6 protein-coding genes are annotated in these 6120 nt (G+C 45.0%); 3 read left to right on the top strand and 3 right to left on the bottom strand.

What is annotated here, in order from left to right:
• On the bottom strand, positions 1 to 581 hold a 581-nt coding region (upp, locus tag AC9UH7_RS05910), incomplete at its 3' end, for a uracil phosphoribosyltransferase (RefSeq protein WP_509596185.1).
• Between the two features lie 54 nt (positions 582 to 635).
• Between upp and AC9UH7_RS05905 the strand changes: the two genes are divergently transcribed.
• Complete coding sequence (locus AC9UH7_RS05905) at positions 636 to 1169, top strand: tRNA adenosine deaminase-associated protein (RefSeq protein WP_509596183.1); 534 nt, start codon at positions 636 to 638, stop codon at positions 1167 to 1169.
• Positions 1166 to 1624, top strand: a complete 459-nt coding sequence (locus AC9UH7_RS05900) for a nucleoside deaminase (protein WP_509596182.1) — start codon at positions 1166 to 1168, stop codon at positions 1622 to 1624. Before AC9UH7_RS05905 ends, AC9UH7_RS05900 begins: the two co-directional genes overlap by 4 nt.
• Here AC9UH7_RS05900 and AC9UH7_RS05895 read toward each other — a convergent pair.
• Positions 1596 to 3923 carry an amino acid permease gene (locus tag AC9UH7_RS05895; RefSeq protein ID WP_509596180.1) on the bottom strand — a complete coding sequence of 776 codons (2328 nt, stop codon included), beginning with the start codon at positions 3921 to 3923 and terminating at the stop codon, positions 1596 to 1598. The genes AC9UH7_RS05900 and AC9UH7_RS05895 overlap by 29 nt on opposite strands.
• A 104-nt stretch (positions 3924 to 4027) precedes the next feature.
• On the opposite strand from AC9UH7_RS05895, the gene AC9UH7_RS05890 reads away from it, so the two are divergent.
• The gene (locus AC9UH7_RS05890) at positions 4028 to 5446 is read left to right on the top strand and encodes an NAD-dependent succinate-semialdehyde dehydrogenase (RefSeq protein ID WP_509596179.1); all 1419 of its coding nucleotides are present in this window, start codon (positions 4028 to 4030) and stop codon (positions 5444 to 5446) included.
• 11 nt (positions 5447 to 5457) lie between these two features.
• Here AC9UH7_RS05890 and AC9UH7_RS05885 read toward each other — a convergent pair whose 3' ends face one another.
• Positions 5458 to 5910 (bottom strand): hypothetical protein, encoded by a 453-nt coding sequence (locus AC9UH7_RS05885; protein WP_509596177.1) that lies wholly within the window; start codon positions 5908 to 5910, stop codon positions 5458 to 5460.
• Positions 5911 to 6120 lie beyond the last annotated feature (210 nt).

The raw sequence follows: 6120 nt of genomic DNA, 5'->3' as shown, positions 1-6120 counted from the left end.
TGCTCATTTAACTTTTCATCAAGTGCACCAGTAACGATCGTGATTGGCACTCGACTATTTGCAAACTCTTTTTCTACAGCAGCTATTCCTTCAGGAGCAGACAAGATGCATACTGCAGTGATATCTGTTGCTCCTAGGTCAATCAAATAGTGGAAAGCCATAATTAAGGTGCCGCCTGTTGCAAGCATTGGATCTAAGACAAAAACCTGTCGGCCAGATAGATCATCAGGTAATCGGTTTGCGTATGTAGTTGCTTCTAAAGTCTTTTCATCTCGAACCATGCCAAGAAATCCAACTTCGGCAGTTGGGATTAACTTGCTCATTCCTTCAAGCATTCCCAACCCTGCACGTAAAATCGGGACTACTACTGGTCGAGGATCTGCCAGTTTCTGACCTTTAGTTTTAGTGACAGGGGTTGTCACTTCCACTTGGTGCGTACGGACATCTCTAGTTGCCTCGTAAGCCAAAAGAGTTACTAGCTCTTCGACTAAGCGGCGGAAGGTTGGTGAATCGGTCCGTTCGTCGCGCAAAACCGTCAATTTGTGATTGATAAGTGGGTGGTTGGCAACATGTACTTTCATGGGTATTACCTTACAGGGGTTTCATTCCTTTCCAATGAGTGAAAGTATGGGCACATGTCTGATTTCGAAGATGGCCTCGTTGAAGAGATTGAATCCTTTGACGCAATCGACGATGTAGTAACCGACCTCACAAGCGAGATGGATTTTGCTGTAGCGGCTTGGCACGAGGATGGTCGCTGGACACTGGGCACACTTCCAGACCCTTATGACATCGCCCAGATAATCACTCGCTTGAAATCACAACAAACTAACGGTGGCTCAATTGCATTGATTGCAATCGATGAAGAATTTTTCATTTTAATCCGCGTATTAGGTTCACATATTTCATTGTTCTTAAGTGATGCAACTGCTGCCCTGGATTATCCAGTTGCAGAAGAGTTAATGGAGATTGCAGATCTTCCGATTCCGGAAGATGATGAAGAGTCCGGACCTGTAGGTCATATAGAAATTCTTGCAGACCTTGGTATGAGTGGTATGGAAATTACTGCGTTGTGCGATGACGAAGAGTTGTTTCCAGATGAGCAGCTTGAAGCAATTGCTGCTCGTCTAGGATTTGGAGATCAATTCACGGAGTTATTGGATCTGTGAACGATATTGAAATGATGCACGTTGCACTTGACGCAGCGCGCACCGCATTAGCAAGCCAAGATATTCCAGTTGGTGCTGCAATATTTAATAAGGCAGGTGTATTGATTGCAACGGGACACAATCAGCGTGAATTACACAATGATCCAACTGCTCATGCTGAAATAGTTGCAATACGTAATGCAGCAGAAAAGCTGGGGGATTGGCACTTAACAGATCACACACTTGTTGTGACTCTAGAACCTTGCGTTATGTGCGCAGGTGCAATTGCCCAATCTCGTTTACAGACAGTTGTATTTGGTGCATGGGATGAAAAAGCTGGCGCAGTTGGTTCAGCGTGGGATTTACTGCGCGATCCTAGAAGTACCTTTAGAACTGAAGTCCGTGCAGGTGTTTTGGCTGAAGAATGTGGAGAACTAATTAAGTCCTTTATACAAGAAGTTCGTAAGAGGGATTAAGAATCACCATAGATCCTTCTTCTTCACCAACCATGCCCTCGGCGCGCAACTGAGAACCAATCTCCAGTCCCGCGATCTCACGTCGACCTAAGAATTGCAATGAAACACCACCTGTTTCATCCCAGATCTCAACCTCAAGGGTTGGGGCGGATCCGCGAGGAGCTGTCTTAATCGAAGTCACTCGACCCTGAACTTGCGCGCGTTTGCGCCATTCAATCTTGCCGATCGGAGTCACATTCTCTGCGTAGTGACTTACTGGTTCAATATTTACTGGCAGAACCTTTTGAACTGGCTTGGGTGCAACTTCTGGAACCGCCAGTTTAGGTGCAGTAAATGATGATTTTCTAGAAGCGATTCGGTCCACGTCAAATGGAACAATCGTTGCAACAACTCGTGGCAATTGTGAAATCGGCGCTGCGATTTCTTCAGCTGTTTGATCGTGCAGCAATCTTCCCAAGAAGCCAGAGTAGGCGCGACGTGGAAGTAGCAGAGTTAATTCAACATCTGGCTTTTCAGTCATTCGGATTGCATAATCCAGCGCAGAGTTAGCAAGACGACGGTCTGGACAATCAATTAATTCAAGTGTCACATCATCTAGTGCATCTGATGCTGCCCATGCTTTTTGAATTGCTTCAGCACGACGATCGTCAATAACAAAGTGGACGGCTGACAAGTTGCGAGGCTTCAAGCTTCGCGCATATCGAATTGCACCCACTGTTGCAATATCAACGTTATCAACTAAGACTGTTACATCATGTCGAGCAATCGAAGTAGCACGCTCTTGATGTTGCTTTACTGCAAGAGCTTCTTGTTCCCGTGTGTACTGATTGTTGAACTTGAGCATGAGTAGAACTACAAGTGGTGTTCCCACAACTACAACCCAAGTTCCTTCTGAGAATTTAACGAGGGAAAGAACGATCACCGTGAATACTGCAATCCCTGTTGCAGTTGCATGGAGTATTACTTTTCTCATTCGATTTGGAGCCTTTGAACCAAAACTCTTTTTTGTCATTCCGGCACCAGTTAAAGCGAATCCAACAAATACAGCGAGAGCATAAATTGCTGCCAAAATAGTTATGCTTGCGTTCGTTGCAATTACCAAGATTGAGGCAACCCCAGCAATGAAAAATACTCCGTTTGAAAACACTAATTTGTGACCACGCTGAGTTAAACGTCTAGGCAAGAATCCATCATTTGCAACCATATTGACCATGTTTGGGAAAGCGCTAAAACAAGTATTTGCCCCGGCGAATAAGATCAACATTGTTCCTAATTGCGTCAAAACAAAGAGGACATCCCCGATGAGGCTATCTCCCAGTGCCGCTTTTGCAACCAATGAAATTACTGTTGGTGTTCCATCGGCATATGGGATGGCTTGAGTTTCCTTGGCAAGCCATGCAATACCAAGAATTAAAGCGCCAAGAGTCATGCTCATCAAAATGAGAACCTTTTTGGCATTTACGTGCTCGGGCGATTTAAAAAGAGGAACGCTATCTGAAATAGCTTCTATTCCAGTTAGCGAGGCACTTCCATTGGCAAATGCCTTTAGCAATAAAAGCATGGCGGCAACCGACAGTAACCCTTGAGCCTGTCCGATCGGTATCAAACCTTCTGTTTTGTCGCTGTATACAGGTAAAGAATTGTTGAAGTACCTATAAATACCAAAGATAAATACTATAAACATGGTTCCCATAAATAAATATGATGGAATTACAAAAAAGATACCCGCATCCTTAACACCTCTAAGATTTACGTAAGTCAAAATTACAACAATTAAAATTGTGAGCTCAACTTTTAGCGAGGTTAATTCAGGGAAGGTTGAAAGTAATGCCGCAACCCCAGCAGCAGATTGAATGGCTACAGTGATTACATAGCCAAACATTAATTCCACCGCAGCAATTTGAGAGACGACTCGACCAAAATTTTCTCGTGACACCAGATATGCGCTACCAGAGCGAGTGTATGTACTAATTACATCTCTGTACAAGAGAGTAATTAGTACCAACATCAGCAAAATAATGCCGATCATTGGTGGAAAGATGGTGAAAGCGGCAAGACCAAAAGCTGGAATCAAAGCCACTAAAATTTGCTCTCCACCATAAGCAGAAGAAGAGATGCAATCGGAGGAAAGAACTCCAAAAGCATTTCGTTTGCTTAATCTTTGTGATTCCAAGGTGTGTCGATTCAGCGGGATTCCAAGCAAGCGGCACTTAATCTTGTAACTGAGAGGATCTTTTAAGTGAGAGTGCTCTTGTTTAACAACTGGGGTAGGAGCGTTATCAGTCCAAGACTTAGCCACTGATCTCTCCTCTTTCAATTGCAATTAATGCAACTTAATGAGCGTCACTCTACCTCAGCCCCCGCAATCTTCACTGTTTTACGCCTGAAGCGTATGCTTCACCCATGCATACACAGCTATATATCGATGGCCAATGGGTCGATGGAATTGGAAAGATTCCTGTTTACGATCCAAGCGATGGGTCAGTTATCGCTGAGGTGGCCCTTGCCGGAGATGCGCACTGTGAGGCAGCAATCGCAGCTGCTGACGCCGCAGCAAAAGCGTGGGCAAAGACAGCTCCTAGATATCGGGCAGAGATATTGCGCAAGGCCTTTGAATTAATGACAGCCGAAAATGAAGCGATCGCGACAATGATTTCTCGTGAAAACGGAAAAGCAATGCCAGATGCTCGCGGTGAAGCGGCATATGCGGCTGAGTTTTTCCGTTGGTTTGCAGAAGAGGCGGTTCGCACACCAGGTGATTTCCGTAAGTCACCATCAGGGGACAAGCGCATCCTTGTAACTCATGAACCTATCGGTCTTTCTATTCTTATTACGCCGTGGAATTTTCCCGCAGGAATGGCAACCCGCAAGATCGGCCCAGCAGTTGCCGCTGGCTGCACAATGATTTTAAAGCCGGCTGGGGAAACTCCACTGACCGCTATGTACATCGTTGATCTGATGGAACGTGCGGGATTACCAAAGGGCGTTCTGAATTTAGTCTTGCCAGAAAAAACAGGACCTGCAATTTCAAAGATGTTGCATGATCCACGAGTTAAGAATCTTTCTTTTACAGGTTCAACAGAAGTTGGTCGTGTTCTTCTCAAAGAAGCTGCAGACCGAGTTATTCGCTGTTCGATGGAACTTGGTGGAAACGCACAAGTTGTTATTCATGATGATGCAGACTTAGCCGTAACTATTCCGCAGCTCTCACTAGCAAAGATGCGCAACGGTGGGGCTGCGTGCACATCTGCAAACCGCATTTATGTTCAACGTGGAATTGCACAAGCATTTATTGCAGAAATGACAAAGTCCATGAGTAGTTATGTTGTGGGCCGTGGAACAGATGCAACTACAACACTTGGTGCCTCTGTCTCAATGAAGGAACGCAACAAGATTGCAGAGCTTGTTGATCAATCAATCGCCGCTGGCGCAAAGGTTGAAGTGGGTGGAGTTAAGCCAGAAGGCGATGGCGCCTTCTACCCAGCAACAGTTTTGATCGTTGAAAAAGACAATCCGATTCTGCTTCATGAGATCTTTGGCCCGGTCGCACCGATCGTTATTTTTGATACAGATGAAGAAGGAATCGAGTTAGCCAACGACACTGAATTTGGTCTGATTAGTTACGTCTTTTCATCAAACCTCACACGTGCACTTCGCACAGCAGAGGCAATGGAATCAGGAATGGTTGCCATCAATAAAGGTGTTATTTCAGATCCAGCTGCACCATTTGGTGGCGTTAAGCAATCTGGTTTAGGCCGCGAAGGTGGCTTCGACGGAATTCACGAGTTCTTACAGACCAAGTTTATTGGGGTTGAGATCTAGCTAGAAGTGGATTAGCCCCAAGGATCGAAGGAATTACGTTCATTGGGATCATCTAGTTTCTCTTTTTTTGGTAAAGCTAAGAAACAATCCTCGCAATAGTAATCTCTAGTTAGATCCCAAGACGAACGTTCAAGTGCGAATCTCTTTTTTCTAAAGATCCCCGGGAAAGGTTTTCTGCACTCTTTGCACTGTGCCCTTGCAGCCTTTTCTTCCTCTTTGTAAATTTGTTTCCATTTTGCTTGTTCAATCAATCTTGCTTCATAACAGTTCTTGCAATACTCGAGGCTATAAACCAGGCAACCAGATCTTTCACTGAGATGGTAAATTTTCTCGGGTGAAGAAAGTTGGATTCGACACCCATTACAAACTAACTCGTTTTTTTCTGGATTTGTCCCGCACTCCAGTCCGTCGGCAACATCCTCACGTGAACCGCACTCACCGCAAAACAAGGCGTTAGGTTCCATATTGGAACCGCACCAGATGCATTTGTGCCCCATACGTCTATTTAATCACCGGGGTCCATGGATTCAAGACTGACCCACCTTGGAGCGGAGGATGAGGGATTTATCCTCTTCAACCTGGGTAATTCCCCGTTTTTTAGGTAAACGGGTCATAAAGCGACAGGGTAGTGCGCAAACTCGAACCTGTAAACAGTCAATTTACTAGAGGGAAGG

Source organism: Candidatus Planktophila sp., assembly GCF_044348745.1.
In the GTDB taxonomy this organism is placed as follows: Bacteria; Actinomycetota; Actinomycetes; order Nanopelagicales; family Nanopelagicaceae; genus Planktophila.
Note: the sequence above shows the minus strand (reverse complement) of the source record. Positions and strands in the feature narration are given on the sequence as shown.